The 18,913-nt window shown below is 36.6% G+C and carries 16 protein-coding genes, 2 tRNA genes and 2 riboswitches; of the genes, 11 read left to right on the forward strand and 7 right to left on the reverse strand.

Annotated elements, in window-relative coordinates; genetic code table 11:
* Positions 1–35 precede the first annotated feature (35 nt).
* The 3 genes from KEM10_RS07100 to KEM10_RS07110 all read right to left on the reverse strand — a co-directional run bounded on the left by KEM10_RS07100 (position 36) and on the right by KEM10_RS07110 (position 2,178).
* Positions 36–482: an Hsp20/alpha crystallin family protein gene (locus tag KEM10_RS07100; protein WP_212215284.1), complete on the reverse strand. Its 447-nt coding sequence runs from the start codon at positions 480–482 to the stop codon at positions 36–38.
* 434 nt (positions 483–916) lie between these two features.
* Positions 917–1,510, reverse strand: a complete 594-nt coding sequence (locus tag KEM10_RS07105; protein ID WP_212215285.1) for an outer membrane beta-barrel protein — start codon at positions 1,508–1,510, stop codon at positions 917–919.
* A 26-nt stretch (positions 1,511–1,536) separates the two neighbouring features.
* The gene (locus KEM10_RS07110) at positions 1,537–2,178 is read right to left on the reverse strand and encodes a DUF4136 domain-containing protein (protein WP_212215286.1); all 642 of its coding nucleotides are present in this window, start codon (positions 2,176–2,178) and stop codon (positions 1,537–1,539) included.
* Positions 2,179–2,282: 104 nt separating this feature from the next.
* Here KEM10_RS07110 and KEM10_RS07115 point away from each other — a divergent pair, with 104 nt between their 5' ends.
* Complete coding sequence (locus KEM10_RS07115; protein WP_212215287.1) at positions 2,283–2,768, forward strand: hypothetical protein; 486 nt, start codon at positions 2,283–2,285, stop codon at positions 2,766–2,768.
* Positions 2,769–2,823: 55 nt separating this feature from the next.
* On the opposite strand, the gene KEM10_RS07120 is transcribed toward KEM10_RS07115, so the two are convergent.
* Together KEM10_RS07120 and KEM10_RS07125 are read right to left on the reverse strand one after the other, a co-directional pair.
* The gene (locus KEM10_RS07120; RefSeq protein WP_212215288.1) at positions 2,824–3,372 is read right to left on the reverse strand and encodes a PepSY-associated TM helix domain-containing protein; all 549 of its coding nucleotides are present in this window, start codon (positions 3,370–3,372) and stop codon (positions 2,824–2,826) included.
* A complete protein-coding gene (locus KEM10_RS07125; protein ID WP_212215289.1) occupies positions 3,356–3,865 on the reverse strand; it encodes a hypothetical protein in 510 nt (169 codons plus the stop codon). The genes KEM10_RS07120 and KEM10_RS07125 overlap by 17 nt, the downstream gene beginning before the upstream one ends.
* Before the next feature lie 210 nt (positions 3,866–4,075).
* Between KEM10_RS07125 and KEM10_RS07130 the strand changes: the two genes are divergently transcribed.
* From KEM10_RS07130 to KEM10_RS07165, 8 genes are all read left to right on the forward strand, one after another.
* Positions 4,076–4,531, forward strand: coding sequence for a protein-disulfide reductase DsbD domain-containing protein (locus KEM10_RS07130; RefSeq protein WP_212215290.1), 456 nt, complete (start codon positions 4,076–4,078; stop codon positions 4,529–4,531).
* A 90-nt stretch (positions 4,532–4,621) separates the two neighbouring features.
* On the forward strand, positions 4,622–5,407 hold the full coding sequence (locus KEM10_RS07135; protein ID WP_212215291.1) for a Cof-type HAD-IIB family hydrolase: 786 nt from the start codon (positions 4,622–4,624) through the stop codon (positions 5,405–5,407).
* 824 nt (positions 5,408–6,231) lie between these two features.
* Positions 6,232–6,429: riboswitch (cobalamin riboswitch) on the forward strand.
* 118 nt (positions 6,430–6,547) lie between these two features.
* A complete protein-coding gene (nrdD, locus tag KEM10_RS07140; protein WP_212215292.1) occupies positions 6,548–8,638 on the forward strand; it encodes an anaerobic ribonucleoside-triphosphate reductase in 2,091 nt (696 codons plus the stop codon).
* Positions 8,616–9,131 carry an anaerobic ribonucleoside-triphosphate reductase activating protein gene (gene nrdG, locus KEM10_RS07145; protein ID WP_212215293.1) on the forward strand — a complete coding sequence of 172 codons (516 nt, stop codon included), beginning with the start codon at positions 8,616–8,618 and terminating at the stop codon, positions 9,129–9,131. The genes nrdD and nrdG overlap by 23 nt, the downstream gene beginning before the upstream one ends.
* A gap of 149 nt (positions 9,132–9,280) precedes the next feature.
* Positions 9,281–9,481, forward strand: a riboswitch (cobalamin riboswitch).
* Positions 9,482–9,905: 424 nt separating this feature from the next.
* A complete protein-coding gene (locus KEM10_RS07150; protein ID WP_212215294.1) occupies positions 9,906–11,564 on the forward strand; it encodes a putative transporter in 1,659 nt (552 codons plus the stop codon).
* 90 nt (positions 11,565–11,654) lie between these two features.
* Entirely contained in the window at positions 11,655–13,190 is a 1,536-nt protein-coding gene (locus KEM10_RS07155; protein ID WP_212215295.1) for an acyl-CoA carboxylase subunit beta, read from the forward strand.
* An 11-nt stretch (positions 13,191–13,201) separates the two neighbouring features.
* A complete protein-coding gene (locus tag KEM10_RS07160) occupies positions 13,202–14,692 on the forward strand; it encodes an acetyl-CoA carboxylase biotin carboxylase subunit (RefSeq protein WP_244825615.1) in 1,491 nt (496 codons plus the stop codon).
* A 3-nt stretch (positions 14,693–14,695) separates the two neighbouring features.
* On the forward strand, positions 14,696–15,211 hold the full coding sequence (locus KEM10_RS07165; protein ID WP_212215296.1) for a biotin/lipoyl-containing protein: 516 nt from the start codon (positions 14,696–14,698) through the stop codon (positions 15,209–15,211).
* Between the two features lie 813 nt (positions 15,212–16,024).
* Here KEM10_RS07165 and KEM10_RS07170 read toward each other — a convergent pair.
* Together KEM10_RS07170 and KEM10_RS07175 are read right to left on the reverse strand one after the other, a co-directional pair.
* Positions 16,025–16,097, reverse strand: a tRNA-Lys gene (locus tag KEM10_RS07170).
* Between the two features lie 53 nt (positions 16,098–16,150).
* Positions 16,151–16,223, reverse strand: a tRNA-Lys gene (locus KEM10_RS07175).
* A 213-nt stretch (positions 16,224–16,436) separates the two neighbouring features.
* Between KEM10_RS07175 and amrB the strand changes: the two genes are divergently transcribed.
* Entirely contained in the window at positions 16,437–17,858 is a 1,422-nt protein-coding gene (gene amrB, locus KEM10_RS07180; protein WP_212215297.1) for an AmmeMemoRadiSam system protein B, read from the forward strand.
* Position 17,859: 1 nt separating this feature from the next.
* Positions 17,860–18,867, forward strand: coding sequence for an AmmeMemoRadiSam system radical SAM enzyme (gene amrS, locus KEM10_RS07185; protein ID WP_212215298.1), 1,008 nt, complete (start codon positions 17,860–17,862; stop codon positions 18,865–18,867).
* Positions 18,868–18,913: the final 46 nt, after the last annotated feature.

An 18,913-nucleotide genomic window follows, 5' to 3' on the forward strand; every position in this document is an offset into this window, starting at 1 on the left:
GTTCCGCGGCTTTTCTTTTGTCAACTAAATACAAATTATTGGATTTCTAAAATTCGTTTTGGTTTTGGCTTTGCTTCTTCGGTTTTCGGGATGGAAATATTTAAAATCCCATTTGTGTATTGGGCTTCAACTTTTGCTTCCTGAACTTTCCCTTTAGGAAGAGTAAAAGATCTGTTAAATGATCCGTAATTATATTCGTTGTGCGAATACTTAACGTTTTCGTCTTTTGTCTCCTCATTTCTTTCAACAGAAATGGTTAAAACATTATTGTCAATCTCAACATTAAATTCCTCTTTAGTATAACCAGGAGCTGCTAAGTCAATCTGATAAGTATCTTCAGTTTCTTTAATGTTAACTTTAGGTTGACTTTTTTTATTCTCGAAGTACTGATCTGGTTCAACAAAAAAGTCCCTTCCTAAAAAGTGGTTAAACCAATCGTTTGTTTCTGGTAGTTGTCCGTTGTATTTTCTTACTAGTCTCATAACTAAATCTCCTATTTTTAAATTATTTAATTTCTATTGTTTGACTTAGTTATTTCAATAAAAATGCCAATAAGAAATTCAGGTAAAAATGTCTTATTTATTACTTAAACAATGACAATATGGCTTGAATTAATTACTTATATATGACAATATGACAACTTTAAGTGTTCGTAGCTGCTGTAGTTGATGATGTAGTGTGTTTTTCACTTCATGTTGAATTAACAGAGGGTAATCTTAATTTAAAATAGAAATAACAAACCCGTAACGGGCATGCTACTCAAAAAGGAGACCTTTGGCATTGTTACGAGAGATTTTTCCTCCCAACAATTCCTGTGTGTAGAGGTGGCTTTCCTTCGGTTAGCTACCTCTTTTTATAGGAATAAAAAACGGAGCTCAAAATTCATTGGCTCCGTTTTTTGTTGTTTAGCTGAAAACTAATAATCCCAACTAAAACCAATATTTATTCCAAGCCAATTTTGTTGTGGTACATTTGAAGATTCAAATGTCATATTATAATCAAAACTACATGAGATGCTAGTGCTGTAATTTAAAGGAATAAGTATTCCTGCTTTAGGAGTAACAGCAAAGACCCAACCTTTTTCTTTAGATGAGAATAATCCGTTGTCGTTTCTTTGCTCCAGATAGTAAGTGCCGGTTCCTACTCCAATAAAAGGTCTGAATGGGCTATTGTCATCAGTAAAATAATATTTTCCGGTAAGTTGAATCGGAATTGAGTTGATGTAGCGATATTGTTTGCTGGTAATAGCTCCGTTCTCCAAAGGGTAGGTGTCTCGTGGCATTTCTTCATAAAAAGTGTTCCATCCAAATTGTAAGCCAACACCAATATTGGGCTGTATTAAGCGTTCGTATTCAAATAAAGCTCCTCTCCAACTTGCTTTGCTGATGAAGTCTTTGGTATCGCCCATTGGAATTCCGATGCTGTAATGCAGATTTGATTTACTTTGGGCGTTCATTGCTATTGATAGGGCAATAAACGAAAGTGTAAAAAGATATTTTAAATTTTTCATTGTACAATCTATTTGGTGGGTTAATGTTAGTTAAATGGTGCTTGGTTGAATAATTCATCAATACCTCTTTCAATGCGTTCTCCAATGTAGTCTGTACTTCCTTGAAGTAAACCATCAATAGCTCCTTCGTAAATTGGAGGAACAATTTCTTTGTCACCATCTTCAGTGCGGTTTTTAAAGTCGCCCATATGTATTAATACCGAACCGGTTTTAAAATTATAGTAAACCGGGTACCATGGGTAGTATCCCCATCCCCATCCGGGGCCCCATCCGGGATACCATCCGCCCCACCATCCGCCACCTGGAACCCAGGTTGAGCCGCTGTTGTTCTGTTCTATCATGGTAATAGCCAAAACAATGTCAATTGCATCTTCATCAGAGCCATCTACTAAGGTCATGCCTAGGCTTTGCATTTCGCTATTTATCTGACTGATGATTTCTGTATCGTAGGTATTATCGGGATCATCAATATCTTCACCGTCCTTAATGTGTCTGATTTCGTCAGGCATAGTGTAGGATAGTCCGCTTAAATTACTCCAATTGTAGTCGGGTGAATATTGTGAAATGGAGGTGTCTAATTCGTCAACATATTCAGCTCCTCCAGGATAACAAGAAGGTATTATCAGGGCAAGGGCTGCAATTAATACAAATTGAAATTTAGTCTTCATTTAAGTAAATTTTTAGTGGTTAAGTTTTAACTTGCGAATTATAATATAGCAAACATAAGAAGGTTTTCTATTTTTATCAATGCTTACATTAACGTAATTAATCTATGAAAAAAATTTATTTAACAGTACTTGCTGCTTGGGTGGCTGTTGTGTCATTGAGTGCTCAGGTGAGTGAACAGGAGGCAAATTTGATGAGGTCGATTTTAAAATCGGAAGTAAAAGTGTTTTTTGCGCAAAATATAAAGCTGAAATCGTCAGAAGCTAATATGTTTTGGGAGATTTATGATTTGTATGAAGAAGAGTTGCTACCCGTTGGGAATAGACGTGTTGCTATATTGCAAGAGATCGTTAAAGGAAAAGGTAAATTGAGTGAAGATGATGCTGATAGACTTATAAACGAAGCTGAAAAAATTGATAAGCAAAGAAAAAAGGTGAGATGGAAATATTATAAGATCTTAAAAAAGAAAATGAGTACTAGTATTGCGGTACAGTTTTATCAATTAGATGCATTTATACATTCTCAGGTGACGGCAGCTATTAATGAAGGTGGAGCTTTGGTAATTCCTGTCGGTGATAAAAAAGAAGAGTAAGAAAAAAAGTAAGGTAAAAATATAATGGGTAGCTTCAAATGGCTACCCATTTTTTTTACATCCATAATAGAAATAATAGTGGGATAACAATACCGGCAATTAAATACCATTTGCCTCTTCCTTTAATTCCTTTGGTGCCTTTTACCAGAAAAAGTCCCGAGAGTGCAAAGAATACTAGAGTAAAAGCAAAAATATCACTGATCCATGTCCAGTATTTTACCTTGTTGTAATGCAGTTTATTAAAAAAATAAATGATGGGTTTTTTAGAATATAGTTGATAGTCGATTGTGCCGGAATGGACTTCGTATATACCTACCCCTCCGTCAAGCATCAACCGATAATGGTCCTCATTAATTCTGAGGACTTTTTTTGCTTTTGGGTTATTTTCTAATTGATTCCATTCGGATAGCAATTCTTTTTGAGTTAAGTCTTTTTTTATTGTAATACTCTTATCTTCTTTCTTGAAAGCTGGATCGGCTCCGTTAATGTGGTTTAGAATATAACCTGAAACTCCATATATGATGGAAAGGCCAACCATTAAATAACCTAAGTCCCGATGCAGAATTCGTAACCATTTTCTAATCTCTTTATTCGACCACTTCATAATTCATTCCTTCAACATAATAAATCGAGTAGTGGTCTTTGTTGTGGTTTTTCATCCAGGTGCGCATATCTTTAATATTGTTCATTTCTGTGGCGCATGATTCAGCTGATCCGTCTTCTTCGGCTTTGTCTTTAAGTTCGTCTTCCCATTGATCGATATATTCTTTGGTTAAACGTCTTTCTTTTAATGTTCCGGAAACAACAAGTGTACTGCCAATTAAATTTTGATCAAATCCCGTAATTTCACCACCTGCTTCGACTCTTACAGTGAAATCTTCATTATCACCAACTAAAAAGGCTCTTTTGCCTGAGTGTTTGCACGTGTGTGTGACATGCCCCTTAATTGTTATCAGGCTGTCAATATTATCATCAGCCTTCTCGATTAGATGATCAACCAGTATAATTTCTTGCTGTTGGTTTGACTGTTTTGGAGTTGAGGTGCAGGAATTAAATATGGCTAGAGATATGGCCACGATAAATGTCAAATTTTTCATAGTATTTAGTTTATCAAATGTCTGTAGGCTAAAATACAAAAAGCAATTTGCTTAATATTTGTGTTTTATGCGATTGTTTTTGCTTTTGGGTTAATTTTAACAAGTGCTTAACGTTTTTATTATTGGTACGTTACTTGTAGTTGAATGAAACGTTTTAAAATGCTTTATATTTGTGTTGAACTATGCTCGATTAATAAATAATTAATAGTTATGAAGAAGAATGTTTTTGCAATTGTAGTTTTACTTGCTGTATCTCTTGTGTCAATTAAAGCTCAAATGAAAGAGCCGGTAAAATGGAAATTTGAATTAAAAGAAGTAAATCAATATGAAGTGCAAGTGATTGCATATGCAACTGTAGAGGAGGGATGGAAGTTGTATGGATTAAATGTGCCTGAAGGAGGTCCTGTTTCAACAGAAATAACTTTTGAGAAAGGAGATGGTTATCGACCATTGAAAAGTGCTACAGAGGTTCAGAAACCAACGGTGAAGCATGATGATGTTTTTAATATGGAAGTGCCATTTTTTAAAAAGAAAGCTGTTTTTAGTCAGAATGTTCGGGTGACTCAGAAGCCTTCAACAATAAAAGGGTATGTTACGTTTATGTGTTGTGATGATGAAACGTGTTTGCCGCCTACGGATGTGGAGTTTGAGTTTAAAGTTGATTAAAATATCAAAAGAAAACCCCGGCCAATCAATTAGTCGGGGTTTCTCTTAAAATGAATTAAGAGAGAATATAATTTTATTTAATATATAAATATGGTAAAGTTAATAGCTACAGATATGGATGGAACACTTTTAAATTCCGATAAGAAATTACCGGAAGGATTTGAAGGTGTGTATGAACAGTTGAATAAGCAAGGGATTAAATTTGTAGTTGCCAGTGGAAGGCAGTTTTATACTTTAGAGGAGGAGTTCGCGCATTTTAATCACGAAATGAGTTTTATTGCTGAGAATGGTGGTTTTATTAAAATGGGAGAAGATGTTCATTTGTTAAAGCCTATGAAAACAGCTAATGTTGAGAAATTAATTAAATACATAAGGTCGATTGAAGGCGCTGAGATTGTACTTTGTGGTAAAGAAGGGGCGTATGTTGAGTCAGATGATGAAAAATTCCTGAGAGAGGCGCGTCTGTATTATCACAGGTGTAAAAGGGTGGATGATTTGTTGAATGTGGAAGATGATATTCTGAAGCTGGCGGTAAATGATTTTATAAATCTTGAATCAACAACCCTGGAAGCGGTTCAGTGTTTTGCTGATGAATTTCATATTAGTACATCAAGTTCGATATGGTTAGATATTATGCCTAAAGGTGTGAATAAAGGAGAGGCGATTAAATTTTTGCAAAATCGATTGAATATTTCTGAGTCGGAAACGATGGTTTTTGGTGATTATTTAAATGATTATGAAATGATAGAAGCTGCCGGTTATAGCTATGCGATGGGTAATGCGCATGATAAAATTAAAAAAATAGCAAAATATGAAACGGCAACAAATGATGAGAATGGGGTGCTAATAGTGTTGGAGGACTTGCTGAATAAATAGGATAAGGAGAATCTAAAATTTATGGGAGGTAGCTGTGCTGCCTTTTTTTTTTGTGCCAATTTTTAGGCAAAAAAAGAGGACAGATACGTTTACCTGTCCTTACCCTTAAATCAGCTAACTAAATCCAAGTTATATGAAAAAATCCAATGCAATTTTAGTGGGATTTTTTTGAAGCCATGTTATGTGTGTGTTAACAACCGGCTAACTTATTGTAAAGCTTAATTTGTTATTTCTGATTTTAAAAAAAGCAGGACAGATACGTTTATCTGTCCTTACCCTTAAATCAGCTAACTAAATCCAAGTTTTATGAAAAAATCCATTACAAAGATGGGGGTTATTTTAAACTGTGCAAATAAAAAAGTGTTAAAAAATACAAAAACAGTAAAAAATACAGGGGTGTTGAAACGGAAATAGCAATAATAGAAAAATGCACCCTAAAAAATAGGGGGTATAAATAAAAAGTAACATTTACGGTATTATTGAGACAGAAATTTAGGGCTTTGTTACAGATTAAGTAAAAAATACCTGTTGAAATTGATATTTCACGATTTAGAGCTGATAATGATGGTTCCAATAATTTTATAGGATTGTAATTTGATTCCTTATGATACAAGTGCATTATTTCTTTTCTTAATAAATTTGAGTTTTACCCTTGTATATATTGTGGTTATGTACTCTACTTTTTAAGAATTGATTTAATTATGAAAGTCATGTGTCGATACGTCTTTTATGGTTTTCTAATTGACACTAAATGCATTTTTTGTTGTTAATATCTATTTAATAACTATTTTTTGAGTTGGTAGACATTTAAAATCACTATTCATTTCTTTGTATTCGTATTGGGTTCTTAACAGATTAAAAGGGAATCTTGTGAAATTCAAGAACTATCCCCGTAGCTGTAATCCTGTCTCGCTTTTGCGGGATGTATTTTTTCAACAAAAGCCACTGACTGCTGCCAGGCGGTTGGGAAGGGGTTGAAAAATCAGGAAAGTCAGAAGACCTGCCAAATACAAAAAAAAACCAGGCTTTCGGGTGAAAAGCAATAGGTGTAGCAATCGAATTTTCGTATCCCTTTGTTTGCACTTTACTTGCGCGTGTTTTCTCGCTTAGCCTTATTATTTATTTTCAAACCAATAAGCTATGGAAACATACATTATTAAACGAGATGGGAAAAAAGAGGCTTTTTCGATCGAAAAAGTAAAAAGCGCTTTGCGCAAGGCTTTTTTGTCGGTGGGTAGTTTTGCAACCGACGAGGTGATTACTAATATTTTATGCAGGGTAAATATAACCAACGATATTACTGTTGAAGGTATTCAAAATCAGGTGGAAGTGGCGCTGATGGCCGAGCGTTATTATTCGGTGGCCAAGGCTTATATGTTGTATCGTCAACAGCATTTAGAAGATCGAGAAGTGCTTGATAAGCTGGAATTTTTAATGGATTATTGCAATGCGCAAAACGCAGCTACGGGTAGTAAATACGATGCCAATGCCAATGTCGAAAGTAAAAACATTACCACTTTAATTGGCGAGTTGCCTAAATCGAACTTCATACGCTTGAATCGTCGTATGCTTACCGATCGTATTAAAGAGATGTATGGCAAAGAATTATCGGATCGATACGTTGATTTACTGAATCAACACTATATCTATAAAAACGACGAAACCAGCCTGGCTAACTATTGTGCTAGTATCACTATGTATCCATGGTTAATTGGTGGTACCTCGTCGATAGGTGGTAACTCAAAGGCGCCTACCAATCTAAAATCGTTTTGTGGTGGATTTATAAACATGGTTTTTATGGTTTCGAGCATGTTGAGCGGCGCCTGTGCTACACCCGAATTCCTGATGTACATGAATTACTTTGTTGGTTTAGAGTATGGCGACGATTATTACTTACATGCCGATAAAGTGGTTGATTTATCGGCCAAACAACGTACCATTGATAAAATCATAACCGATTGCTTCGAGCAGATTGTTTATTCTATCAACCAACCAACCGGAGCCCGCAATTTTCAGGCTGTTTTCTGGAATATTTCGTATTACGATAAGTATTACTTCGATAGTCTTTTCGAGCATTTTATCTTTCCGAATGGAAGCAAACCGCATTGGAATTCGTTAAGTTGGTTGCAAAAGCGTTTTATGAAATGGTTCAATGCCGAACGTACTAAAAATGTGTTGACTTTTCCGGTCGAAACCATGGCTTTGTTAAGCGATAATGGTGATGTGAAAGATACCGAATACGGCGATTTTACAGCTGAAATGTACGCCGAAGGGCATTCGTTTTTTACCTATATGAGCGACAATGCCGACTCGCTGAGTAGTTGCTGTCGCCTACGTAACGAAATTACTGATAACGGATTTAGTTATACCTTGGGTGCCGGAGGCGTTTCAACCGGATCGAAGAGTGTGCTAACCATCAACCTAAATAGATGTATTCAGGATGCTTCGCGACAAAATACGCATTACCTGTTCTTTCTCGAAGAGGTGGTTGATCTGGTTCATAAAGTGCAAAAGTCGTATAACGAAAACCTGAAGTATATGCTCGAAAAAGGGATGTTACCTTTGTTCGATGCCGGATATATCAATATGGATCGTCAGTATCTTACCATTGGAGTAAATGGTTTGGTCGAAGCTGCTGAATTCTTAGGTATCGAAATTAGTGATAATGATAAGTATACTGAGTTTGTGCAAACTGTTTTGGGGCTGATTGAGTCGTACAATAAAAAATACCGCACCAAAGATGTAATGTTTAATTGTGAGATGATTCCTGCCGAAAATGTGGGTGTGAAGCATGCTAAATGGGACAAAGAAGACGGCTATGTGGTGAAGCGCGATTGTTATAATAGCTACTTCTATGTGGTGGAAGATGAAAATACCAATGTGATAGATAAATTCCGTTTGCATGGTAAAAAGTACATCGAGCATTTAACCGGTGGATCGGCCTTGCATATGAATTTAGATGAGCACTTAAGTAAGGATCAGTACAAGCAATTGTTACGCATTGCCATACAAGAAGGGTGTAACTATTTTACTTTTAATATCCCTAATACTATATGTAACGATTGTGGTCATATCGATAAAAACAACCTGGGCGAATGTCCTAAATGTAAAAGTCATAATCTCGATTATCTGACCCGTATAATTGGTTATATGAAACGTGTAAGTAATTTTTCGCAAGCCCGTCAAGTGGAAGAAACGCAACGACATTATGCTAAAGTATCACAGTTATAATATTGTATTTCAAGAGGTGCCAAACGAATTAACGTTGGCTATCAATATTGCCAATTGTCCGAATAAATGCCGGGGATGTCATAGTCCCTGGCTTCAAAACGATGTTGGTGAGTCCTTAACTAAGCAAGTAATCGATTCGCTAGTGAACGGTTACGGAACGGGCGTGACCTGCATTTGTTTTATGGGGGGTGATGATGCTCCTGAACAGGTGAATTATCTGGCCGAATACATTAAGTTAGTAACTGATAATCGAATGAAAACAGCCTGGTACTCGGGCAAACCGAAGTTTTCGGAATTTGGTTCGCTCACCAACTTCGATTATATAAAGCTTGGGCCTTATATAGAGGTTTGTGGAGGGTTGGATAGCCCTGATACTAATCAGCGGTTTTATCAGGTAATAAATGAAACTCTAGTTGATAAAACCGGTATATTTCAAAAGAAAAATCATGGTCAGCAACATCAATATGATTCAACTTTTGATTCAATTAGATAAAAAATTCTGTATTTAAGTATCATGATTATTACTTTGATTATGTGCTTAATAAGAGGATAATCTTGTGGTGTAATTATTCTCAAACTGCCGGAGCTCACATTAATTGGGTTGGCGAATTAAAGAATTTTACTACATTTGCGGCTCGTTCATTCAAATGTTGACTTTAAGATACCCTGTAAAAAGGGTTTAATAGGGAACCATGTGTAAATCATGGGCTGACGCGCAACTGTAATCTCGTGCCGTTAATACGGTATGTGCTTTTAGCGTTGAAACCACTGTTCGGAAACACCGGATGGGAAGGTGCTAAAAGTCGGGAAAGCCAGGAGACCTGTCTTACTGTATTTGAATGATATTTGCTTTCGCGACATAAAGCAGGTATCGGATCTTAATTATATTCCTGTACTCATAGTGTCTGCGATAGCATATTATTGTTTCATTTTTTAATAATTGTAATATGCAAACATTAGCATTGGCTTCCACGCGTAAGGACAGCTGTTTCTTATCTTCTAACGCTTCTCAGTTTAAACAGAAGGTTTCCGTTCTTCAATACAAGTGTATCTCTTATCAGGAAAGTATCTTGATGAAAAGTTTTGTGTCAAACATGGGGTTTGATTGTGATATAATGTCACATTAAAATTGTCTGCAACTACTTCATAATTAATACTAATGTAAGGGGTGCCTGTTTGAGTTAAGCTATATGTTTTCAATAACATGTTGTTTTGTTCATAGACTCTTGTTGTTTCAGGCAACCCCTTTTTAAATTTAAAATCACGTATGAAACTTTTACATCTTTTTGAAGGAGTAAGCACCGGAGCTACTTTGCTTAACCTTTCAATTGTTGGCATATTAGGAATACTTATCGGAAAGATTCCTTTTGGTAAGATAAAATTGGGTATTGCAGGTGTTTTGTTTATGGGCTTATTAGCTGGCCATTTGGGGGCTTCATTCAATCCGCATGTATTGCATTTTATTAAAGAATTTGGGTTGATCCTGTTTGTTTATTCGGTTGGAATTGAAATTGGTCCTCGTTTTATTTCATCATTTCAAAATAACGGACTGAAGCTAAATTTGCTGGCGTCAGCAATAATTATATTGGGTTTTATAACAGCTGTTGTAATTAAGATTGGTTTTGATATTGATATGCCGGCTGCCGTTGGTATGCTTTGCGGAGCAGTTACTAATACACCCAGTTTGGGAGCTGCTCAATCGCTTATTTCTGATCAGCTTGCCAATGGTGATGCATTGGCACAAAATACGGGTATGGCTTATGCTATATCGTATCCTTTTGGTGTAGTCGGAATTATTCTGGTTATGTACTTGGTTCGGTTTGTTTTTCGGGTCAGAATTAATGATGAGATAGTAAATAATCAGAAGGAGTTAGGCGAAAAAGCTAAGAAAGCCATAGCTATCAATGTCACTGTTTCAAATCCAAATTTGGAATCTAAAAGTATTGCCTTTCTTAAGAAATCGTTGGGCGATAGTTTTGTGTTTTCGCGAATAGCTCGTGGTGGTAAGTTTCTGGTGCCGGATAAAGATGTATTGTTGAGAAAAAATGATGTGGTTTACGGATTGGCATACGAAGAAGCTTTTTCAGAATTAGAATTGAGTGTTGGTTCTGTAAATAAAACACCAAAGTTCAATCACTCTCTACCATTAGCTATGAGGCAGATTATTGTTACCAACCGCAGTTTGGTGGGTAAAACCATTGAAGAAACACAGTTTTCCGATTTGTTTCCTGCCAGTATCACACGTATTTTCAGGGGTGATACAGAAATTGTTGCCAGTCAGTCAACACGCGTTGAATTTGGTGATACGTTGCGCGTAATTGGTGCACGCGACAAAATGGAGGAAGTGGCTTGTTATATAGGTAATTCAATGCATAGTTTGTCACATCCAAATTTGTTACCGCTTTTTATTGGTGTTTTATTGGGTATTCTTTTGGGAAGTATTCCGGTTTATATACCGGGGTTGCCGGCACCTGCAAAGTTAGGTTTGGCCGGAGGGCCGTTGGTTATTGCTTTGTTATTGGGGCACAAAGGACGGGTCGGAAAACTTAATTTTTATATGACACCGGGGGCCAATAAATATATTCGCGAGATGGGTATCATCCTTTTTCTGGCATGTGTGGGTATTGGTTCTGGCGCAAATTTCTGGGAAACACTTACCGATGGAGGTTTAGGGATAATGGCTTTGAGCGCAATAATTACTTTTGTCCCTTTATTTATTGTAGGTATTTTGGGACGACTTCTGAAACTCAATTACCTCACTATATGTGGCGTGCTATCCGGATCTATGACTGATCCACCCGCATTGGAGTTTGCTAATTCTATTGCGCCCGGTCAAATTCAGTCAAGTGCCTACGCAATGGTATACCCCTTAACTATGTTTTTACGTATTTTATTTGCTCAGATTTTCGTCCTGTTTTTTGTGTGATAAACAAAACATTGTACCCATTCGTTATTTTGCGGGTTAGATCTGTTAATAGAGATTGTAATTAATTAGAAATTAAATATTAGAATAATCATGAAGGAAAACAGAAAGGCTTATAAAGTTTTTCATCAGAGAAAAGATAAGCTGAACGAACAATATACAGGTGATTATTATAAGAAGCAACACGATAAGGGCAAACTAACCGCTCGTGAACGTATCGACTTTTTATTTGACGAAGGCAGTTTTCATGAGATTGGTGCTTTTATCAAACCTAATACTGAAGCAAAAAAATACGGAGATGGCGTTATCTGTGGTTATGGCACTGTTAATGGGTGTAAGGTAATGGTTTATGCTCAGGATTTTAATATCATGGGCGGATCATTAGGTCTGGTACATGCACAAAAAATTCAGAAAGTGCAGGAGCTGGCTGCTAACATGGGGCATCCGGTTGTTGGATTAATTGACTCGGGAGGAGCTCGTATTCAGGAAGGCGTTGCCAGTTTAGCCGGTTATGCCGGTATCTTCCATCATAATGTAAAATCATCAGGAATTGTTCCGCAAATTTCTGTCATATTAGGGCCTGCTGCCGGAGGTGCCGTTTATTCACCAGCCTTAACCGATTTTCGCTTTATGGTGAAGCACACTTCGCATATGTTTGTTACCGGTCCGCAAGTGGTAAAAGAAGTGCTGAACGAAGATATTTCGTTTGAAGATTTGGGTGGTGCAGAAGTACACGGTTCGGCATCCGGTGTAACTGATTTTGTGTATAATGATGAAGAACATTGTCTTTTGGGAGTTAAAAAATTGCTTTCGTATTTGCCATCCAATCATTTAGAGCAGCCACCTGTTTTAAACTGGGATGATATACAGCCGCGCAACTCTGAAAATATTTCATATGTGTTGCCCGAAGATTCAAGCAAACCATACGATATGATTGATATCATCGAACGTATTGTTGATGTTGATTCCTTTTTTGAAGTGGCTGAAAATCATGCACAAAATATCATTACAGGTTTTGCACGTTTAAACCGAAAAGTGGTGGGTATTATTGCTAATCAGCCAAAGGTGATGGCAGGTACTTTAGATATCAATGCTTCACGTAAAGCAGCCCGTTTTGTGCGTTTTTGTGATGCTTTCAATATTCCTGTTTTGGTATTGGAAGATGTGCCTGGTTTTATGCCTGGTAAAAATCAGGAACACAATGCAATTATTATGCACGGAGCAAAGCTTTTGTATGCTTTTGCAGAAGCTACAGTGCCGAAAATTACGGTAATTGTAAGAAAAGCATACGGTGGAGCTTATATTGTGATGAACAGCAAAAATATGGGTGGCGATATGAATTTTGCATGGCCGTCGGCAGAAATTGCAGTAATGGGGCCTGAGGGTGCCATTAAAATATTAAACCGAAAAGAATTGAGCGAGGCTGAAGAGCCGGAAGAGTTGAAGCGTCAGTTGGTGGATGATTATAAAAATAACATTGCCAATCCGTTTATAGCTGAAGAAAAAGGATATGTTGATGAGGTGATTGAACCTTCAAAAACACGTGAGGTACTGATCTCTGCTTTTTCGTTGCTTGAGAATAAATTCGAGCCGAAATCGCCGCGCAAACACGGAAATTTTCCAATGTAAAAGAAGAAATCATGATTAAATCAATATTAATAGCCAACCGCGGAGAGATAGCCATCCGCATAGCACAGACTGCCCGCAAAATGGGTATCCGCTCTTATATGTTCCTGACGCATCAGGAGCCTAATGCCCATTATTTGTCTTTTGCCGATGAGGTAATTGATGTGTCGGGCGACACGTTTACCAACATTTTTCTTAGTGTTGAAAAAATTGTGGATGCCGCAGTCGATAATAAAATTGATGCTATCCATCCGGGTTATGGTTTTTTATCCGAAAATCCATTTCTTCCGAAAGAGTGTGAGACTAGGGGAATTATTTTTATTGGTCCATCGCATCAGCATATTGAAAAGATGGGAAATAAAGGTGTGGCGCGCGAAACAGCTAAATCGTGTGGTATACCTGTTCCTGAGGGAAGTAAAGGATTAATCAATACAGAGGAAGAAGCTCTGGAAGTGGTCGCCAATATTGGCTATCCGATAATGGTGAAAGCTGTAGCCGGAGGTGGTGGTAAAGGAATGCGTGTGGTTGAAAACGAAGAGATGTTGCCCAAAATGCTTCGTGCTGCAATGAATGAAGCACGGTCGGTATTTGGTAACGGTGCTGTTTTTATTGAAAAGTTCATTGCCCGTCCGCGACATATTGAGGTGCAGGTTTTGGCTGATAAGCACGGAAATGTTGTTCATCTTTTTGAGAGAGAGTGCAGCATTCAGCGTAAGCACCAGAAATTGATGGAAGAGGCTCCGTCACCAGCCTTGTCGCCCGACCTTAGGGAAACCATCTGTACTTATGCAGTTAATTTATGCAAGCAAACCGGTTACTTTAATGCAGGTACAGTTGAGTTTTTGTTGGATGTTGAAAACAATGTGTATTTCATGGAGATGAATACACGGATTCAGGTGGAGCATCCGGTTACCGAGGCAATCACCGGCATTGATATTGTTGAGCAGCAAATTATAATTGCTTCAGGCGGTGAATTAGACATCAAACAAGAGGATATTAAAATAAACGGAAGTGCCATCGAATTCAGAATAAATGCTGAAGATGTGCAGGCTGATTTTGCGCCATGTACCGGTATTATTGAAGATATTACAGTTCCTGAATCCAATTCATTACGTTTCGATACGGGTTATGTAGCAGGCAAAGTGGTTCCGGCTTGTTTTGATTCCATGTTAGCTAAGGCAATTGTTCATGGAGATGACAGGGCTAAAATGCTGAAAAAAGCCGGTGAAGTTTTAAAAAATTTACGTGTAAAAGGTTTGAAAACAACGTTGCCATTCTTTCGTAAAGTGCTGACAATTCCTTCGTTTTTAGAAGGTAATTACTATACTGATTTTATTGAAACCCAAATGGATCAGTTGCACTATCAGCATAAAGATGATCAGGAGGTAGCAGCATGTATTGCACTCACAGCATATCTACAGGAGGTAAGTAAGCTGGAAGAAACACAGTCGGTTGAAACATCAACAAATGCCTGGTTTTTAAAACAAAATCTTAAATCACATTAAGCCATGAAAGCTACAAAATACATATTGGTTAACGGCAAAGCAACTTCGCTTGATGTTGCCAATAATCAGATTGTTAAAATCAATAAAAAAAATGCGATTCCTCAAATTATCCGAAACGAGAATAATGAGTTTGAGGTGGAGTTAAATAATCACACTTTTACAGGTGAAATAGTTCGTTTAAAGCAAAATCAGTGTACGGTATTATTAAACGGTAATACTTACAATTTTACTATCGAAACAGAAAAATCATTTAAACGAATGAAGAAAATCGCCAAAAAGAATTTGGTTAGTAAAGTGGCTATTAATGCCATGCTTCCAGGGGTGATTTGCGATGTGATGGTTGAAAAGAATCAAGCTGTCCAGAAAGGAGAGGTTCTATTGATTTTAGAAGCCATGAAGATGCAAAATGAGATAGTTTCACCCATTGACGGGGTTGTGAGTCAAATTCATATAAAATCGGGTGATAATGTACTGAAAGATCAGATAATGATTGAGATTGATCCGAAAGTAAAAAAATAGTATGGATCATTTTAAGGAGAAATGCGAATCAACAGTTGAACCCACTTTGGGGTTCCTTTTATAATACGTTCATATTCCACGGGTTCCACCCGTGGCTATTTATATAAAATCCTTTCAGGATTTTAAAATGTCCAAAGGACATTAACAATAATAGCCTTGTGCGGAGCGCGGGGTGGCTATTTGACTAATGATACAACCCCGAAAGTGGGTTGAACTTTGCTATAAAACAATTTGAACTATTGATTCGCATGAGAAAATAAATTCAAATTAGGATCTGCCATAATCCATTTAAATAAGAACCTGTAATCAATAAAGATTGCAGGTTTTTCTGTAAAAAAGAATAATAGCATTCTTCGCTCAAGCCGCGTTCCGATCATTCGGAATTTCTTTTTTAGCAGTCAAATAAAACAAAAGTCCAACTACTACAGAACTCATCTGCCGAATTGAGCAAGGCTTCGGGAAAAATTTAAAGATTTACAGAATATATCTCAAAATCCGATAAAAAAATGATGACGAGGTGTTTTTGTTGTTACAAACGGTTGGTAAAAGTTTTGACGCCATGCTTTTTGATGAATAAAAGCACTTAACTACAAAAAAGTAAACGCTTTCTTTCGTTAAAAAGCATATGAAAAATAAAAAGCAGTCGTAAAGGTTTTTTTCGAATAGTATGTAATAAATAGTAATACTGCTAATGTTTCCGTTTTTATGATATCGAACAATTAGGTTTTTTCATCTGAACCCAAATTTTTTTAAAAAGGACAGAAGAGGAATAAAAAAAGCGACCAAAACATTGTTTTGATCGCTTGTAAGCTGTGATTCAGCTGGGGTTCGAACCCAGGACCCCATCCTTAAAAGGGATGTGCTCTACCAGCTGAGCTACTGAATCAACGCTGATAAAAAAACGATTAAAACTTTATTTTAATCGCTTGTTGGTTTGAGTGATTCAGCTGGGGTTCGAACCCAGGACCCCATCCTTAAAAGGGATGTGCTCTACCAGCTGAGCTACTGAATCATCCTTGTTTTTCTCAATTGCGGTGCAAAGATACGCGCTTTTCTTTTTATTCCAAATTCTACTACAAAAAAACTTTGCTGAATTACTTGCTTTGGTTGGTTTTTATGGGATATATGTGTCTTATCTAATTGTGTTTCAGGAGTACATTTGAGGATGTTAAAAAATCTTATTTGCGCTATATTCTTTGTATCTTTAATGAAGAACCGCATTGATATGGAAAGATTAGATATTCGAAAAGCATCGGTAGCGGGAATGTTTTATAGCGCCAATGCTGATGAATTGGAAAAGTCAATTGAAGCACTGATAAATCAAGTACCCAAAAAATCAGTTGAGAGCAACACTATAAGAGCACTGATTGTTCCTCATGCAGGATATGTTTATTCCGGACAAGTGGCTGCATCTGCCTATGCTCAATTAGATCAGGATGCTCAATATGATAGGATTGTTTTAATAGGTTCCAGTCATCACAACCGGTTTAATGGAGTGTCTGTTAACCTGCAAAACTTTTATGAAACCCCGTTAGGAAAGGTGAAAGTGGATGTTGAACTCGCAAAAGAATTAATTGCTAATTCAAAATACATTGTAAACATTCCAGAGGTGCATAAACAAGAGCATTGCCTGGAAGTACAACTTCCTTTTTTACAAAAATATTTGAACAATGATTTGACGATATTACCTATGGTAATGGGTAGTGATAGTGTGGCGGAAATAAAAGAAATTACAAAAGCTGTAAAACCATTATTTACAGAAAATAACTTGTTTATTATCAGTACAGATTTTTCACATTATCCTGATTATAATGATGCAGTAAAAGAGGATGCTTTGACGGCTGAGATGATATCAAAGAACAATCCCGAATTATTATTTGAGCATTTACAAAGGCTAAAAGAAAGAAATATACCCGGATTGGTTACCGGATTGTGTGGTTGGTCATCTGTTCTTTTATTGCAGTTTATTGTAGAAGATAAAGAAGGATTTGAATATGTTCCATTGCTTTATCAAAATTCAGGAGATAAATTATCTCATAATCATCAACGGGTGGTAGGTTATCAATCATTTGCATTGGTGACAAAGGAAGATTTAGAAATGAATGATGAAGCAAGAGAATATTTGTTGGAAATAGCAAGGCAAAGTATTTATCAATATTTTGATCAAGATTATTCAGTGCCGGACTATTCGCATGAGGGTATCGAAAAATATAGGGGTGCATTTGTGTCAGTTTACGTTAAGGGAAAGCTACGTGGTTGTATAGGTACATTTCAGCCAAATCGAAAACTTAAAGAATTAGTAAGAAAACTTGCCGTTGATGCTGCCATGCATGATTATCGCTTTAAGGTGATCACAGAAAAAGAACTGAATCATCTTTCATTGGAAATTTCGGTGCTTGGACCGTTGAAGATGATTAACTCTATTGACGCAATACAAATAGGTAAACATGGAATTTATCTGCGCAAAGGTTTTAAAACGGGTACCTTTTTACCTTTAGTCGCCATGCGAAATGGATGGGATGCTAAACAATTTGTTTTGAATTGTGCTATGAAAAAAGCTGGGATGTCTGAGCAAGAATTAAAAGATGCTGAGGTGTTTATTTATGATACGATAGTTTTTTCTGATAACCACGAAAAAAGTATGTAAGATGAAAGAAGCTGAGTATTATGTATCCCGAAACAAAGAAGTGACTTGTTTGCTATGTCCTCATGCCTGTACTTTATCCAATGGGCAAAGAGGAAAATGTCAGGTTCGGAGAAATGTAGAAGGTAAGCTTATTTCAGAATCATACGGTAATGTGTCTGCACTTCATGTTGATCCTATCGAAAAGAAACCTCTTTACCACTTTCATCCTGGGAGTAAATCGTTTTCAATAAGTACTAATGGTTGTGTGTTATCTTGTTTGAATTGTCAAAACTGGCAAATATCTCAGAGAGGCATAGATATTAAGCCAGATGAGTATTTGCATCCTGAAGGTGTGGTTAAAATGGCTGTTGATACAGATTGTAAAAGTATTGCATATACCTACACCGATCCGGTTGTTTTTTATGAGTATATGATTGATATGGCCAGAGTAGCACAGACACATGGATTAAAAAATGTATTAATATCATCGGGTTATTTAAATACAAAACCATTGAAAGAGCTCATACCTTTTATAGATGCGGCCAATATTGATTTAAAATGTTTTGATGATCAGTTGTATCGAAAGTTGAATGGAGCAACGCTTAAGCCAGTTCTGCAAGCATTAAAGAATTTAAAGCAATCAAATGTATGGCTTGAAATTACCAATCTAATTATTCCAGGTTGGACAGATGATATGGAGATGATACGTAAAATGTGTAGCTGGTTGGCTTCAGAAGGATTTAACGATGTTCCTTTACATTTTAATCGTTTTACCCCAGCATATAAATTAAATTCATTGCATATTACACCTGAATCAACATTACAGGAGGCAAAAATGATTGCAAAAGAGAATGGATTAAAGTATGTGTATATAGGGAATGTTTATGGCCACGATTATACTAGTACTTTCTGTTTTAAATGCGGAGAATTGTTGATTAAACGATTCAAAGGAGTTAGTTTGATAGGTTTGAGTGAAAATGGAGTTTGTGTAAATTGTAATGAAACGATTGTTGGTGTTTGGAATGAATGAAAAGTGTAGAAATTGTAAGAAGGGGTATTTAAATTAGGGGGATAAT

The sequence above is a fragment of the Carboxylicivirga linearis genome, from assembly GCF_018271995.1.
GTDB classification, from domain to species: Bacteria; Bacteroidota; Bacteroidia; order Bacteroidales; family Marinilabiliaceae; genus Carboxylicivirga; species Carboxylicivirga linearis.

What these genes read in the sequence shown, in the direction of transcription:
- KEM10_RS07100 (WP_212215284.1), bottom strand. Translation starts at nt 482, where the DNA reads ATGAGACTAGTAAGAAAATACAACGGACAACTACCAGAAACAAACGAT.
- KEM10_RS07105 (WP_212215285.1), bottom strand. Translation starts at nt 1,510, where the DNA reads ATGAAAAATTTAAAATATCTTTTTACACTTTCGTTTATTGCCCTATCA.
- KEM10_RS07110 (WP_212215286.1), bottom strand. Translation starts at nt 2,178, where the DNA reads ATGAAGACTAAATTTCAATTTGTATTAATTGCAGCCCTTGCCCTGATA.
- KEM10_RS07115 (WP_212215287.1), top strand. Translation starts at nt 2,283, where the DNA reads ATGAAAAAAATTTATTTAACAGTACTTGCTGCTTGGGTGGCTGTTGTG.
- KEM10_RS07120 (WP_212215288.1), bottom strand. Translation starts at nt 3,372, where the DNA reads ATGAAGTGGTCGAATAAAGAGATTAGAAAATGGTTACGAATTCTGCAT.
- KEM10_RS07125 (WP_212215289.1), bottom strand. Translation starts at nt 3,865, where the DNA reads ATGAAAAATTTGACATTTATCGTGGCCATATCTCTAGCCATATTTAAT.
- KEM10_RS07130 (WP_212215290.1), top strand. Translation starts at nt 4,076, where the DNA reads ATGAAGAAGAATGTTTTTGCAATTGTAGTTTTACTTGCTGTATCTCTT.
- KEM10_RS07135 (WP_212215291.1), top strand. Translation starts at nt 4,622, where the DNA reads ATGGTAAAGTTAATAGCTACAGATATGGATGGAACACTTTTAAATTCC.
- nrdD (WP_212215292.1), top strand. Translation starts at nt 6,548, where the DNA reads ATGGAAACATACATTATTAAACGAGATGGGAAAAAAGAGGCTTTTTCG.
- nrdG (WP_212215293.1), top strand. Translation starts at nt 8,616, where the DNA reads ATGCTAAAGTATCACAGTTATAATATTGTATTTCAAGAGGTGCCAAAC.
- KEM10_RS07150 (WP_212215294.1), top strand. Translation starts at nt 9,906, where the DNA reads ATGAAACTTTTACATCTTTTTGAAGGAGTAAGCACCGGAGCTACTTTG.
- KEM10_RS07155 (WP_212215295.1), top strand. Translation starts at nt 11,655, where the DNA reads ATGAAGGAAAACAGAAAGGCTTATAAAGTTTTTCATCAGAGAAAAGAT.
- KEM10_RS07160 (WP_244825615.1), top strand. Translation starts at nt 13,202, where the DNA reads ATGATTAAATCAATATTAATAGCCAACCGCGGAGAGATAGCCATCCGC.
- KEM10_RS07165 (WP_212215296.1), top strand. Translation starts at nt 14,696, where the DNA reads ATGAAAGCTACAAAATACATATTGGTTAACGGCAAAGCAACTTCGCTT.
- amrB (WP_212215297.1), top strand. Translation starts at nt 16,437, where the DNA reads ATGGAAAGATTAGATATTCGAAAAGCATCGGTAGCGGGAATGTTTTAT.
- amrS (WP_212215298.1), top strand. Translation starts at nt 17,860, where the DNA reads ATGAAAGAAGCTGAGTATTATGTATCCCGAAACAAAGAAGTGACTTGT.